The organism is Streptococcus agalactiae ATCC 13813 (assembly GCF_000186445.1).
GTDB classification, from domain to species: Bacteria; Bacillota; Bacilli; order Lactobacillales; family Streptococcaceae; genus Streptococcus; species Streptococcus agalactiae.
Map to the genome: position 1 here is coordinate 149,996 of NZ_GL636070.1, position 1,711 is coordinate 151,706.

A 1,711-nucleotide genomic window follows, 5' to 3' on the forward strand; every position below is an offset into this window, starting at 1 on the left:
ATGTAATGACCAAAGACTACTCTGGTATCCTTGTTGATGGTAGCATAAAAAAAGCTCCTAAAGCACAGTCGCAACTTTTTCATGTGATTAACTTTTCAGACATTACTTACACCCAGCATCTAATTACTAAAATTAATCATTTTCTTATAGTTATCTTAGTACTAACCTATATTCCCATGCTATTTATTATGAGGAAGACTTTCACTGGAATTAGAGAATCTATTCAATCAGTACAAACTTATATTTCCAGCCTTTGGAAAAATCAAGGCAATCATCAATCTAGTCAAAAAGAAATTGTCTTTTCTGATTTCGATCCTCTTCTACTTGAGAGCCAAGAAATGGCAAATCGAATCTACCAGGCAGAAGAGAGCCAAAGAAACTTCTTTCAAAATGCCTCCCACGAGTTACGGACACCTTTAATGTCCATCCAAGGATATACTGAGGGAGTTCAAGAGGGTATTATTGATGCCGAGCTCGCACACTCTGTTATTCTGCAAGAGAGCAAAAAAATGAAACAGCTCGTAGACGATATTATCTTACTCTCTAAATTAGATAGTAACTTAAGTGATCAAAAAGATGAATTTTCTTTAAATGAATTACTTAATAGTATTATTGCTTATTTCAAACCCCTAGCTAATAAACAAAAGATTAGTATCACTTATAGACCAGACAAGCATGAAAAGTTACTAAAAGGTAACGAAGAGTTGATTCAACGAGCTATCAATAATATCCTTAGTAACGCACTACGCTATGCTGTTTCTCATATTGAAATCTCTTACACAAATCAAAAACTAACTATCTCAAACGACGGACCAGCCATTTCAAAAGAAGACTTGCCTTATATTTTCGATCGCTTCTATAAAGGACATGGCGGCCAAACAGGTATTGGACTTGCAATGACTAAAGAAATTATCAAGCAACATCATGGTAATATCATCGCTGAGAGTGATTCGACCTCAACAACTTTTACGATTTATTTCAATTGCCACAAAATTGCCTAACTTTTCCTACAAAAATTCAAAGAAGTTATTGCTTTTTTAACCTATAATACCTATAGATCAAAAAGTTATTCTAAAAGAAAGTGAGTTTTTATATGTTACATTCTAAAAAAATACATTCCTTATCGCTTATTGCCGTTCTCTCTTTAGCAACATATACGAGTTTACAACCAAATCATGTAGCGGCTGAACAATCACAAAAAACATCAACTGTTCATATGAGTCAAAAAACTATTGAACATAAGTTAAAAGTTGCAGATAAAGAAGCTGCTCCTCTCTACGCTAAAATCGACCATATCCAACGACATATTGAAGTCAAAAAAGCAAAAGATTTAAAAGTTATTGAATTGTATATTAACAAAGATATCAACCAACTAGAGAAGCAAAATAAACGTCTACTAACTAAATTCTATACTTCTATTGATAATCAAACATGGGATAGCACAAGTGAAGTCAAAAAATTGATTGATAAGACAAACCTATCCACTAACGAAAAAGATAGATTAAAATTATATTTTGAACAACGTGCTTACCTTGAGACAAGGTTGAACGACCGCTATCAAAAATTTGATAACTCTATTGAAAACCAAAATAAAGAACTAAAAATATTAACGTCAAAAATAGAAAAAATCTATCAAAAACATGGTATTACAAAAGAGGTATTAAAAACTTACTATGCTAAAAAAACAGTACGAGCTGACTGATTTAGCTAA

Annotated in this window: 2 protein-coding genes; both read left to right on the forward strand. The window is 32.3% G+C overall.

Translation table 11 applies throughout. The features are described 5' to 3' along the window. Positions 1 to 1,001: sensor histidine kinase (locus HMPREF9171_RS112155; RefSeq protein ID WP_001871915.1), on the forward strand; the 1,001-nt coding region annotated here is incomplete at its 5' end. Between the two features lie 92 nt (positions 1,002 to 1,093). After that, positions 1,094 to 1,702, forward strand: a complete 609-nt coding sequence (locus HMPREF9171_RS112150; protein WP_000903265.1) for a hypothetical protein — start codon at positions 1,094 to 1,096, stop codon at positions 1,700 to 1,702. Positions 1,703 to 1,711: the final 9 nt, after the last annotated feature.

What these genes read in the sequence shown, in the direction of transcription:
- HMPREF9171_RS112150 (WP_000903265.1), top strand. Translation starts at nt 1,094, where the DNA reads ATGTTACATTCTAAAAAAATACATTCCTTATCGCTTATTGCCGTTCTC.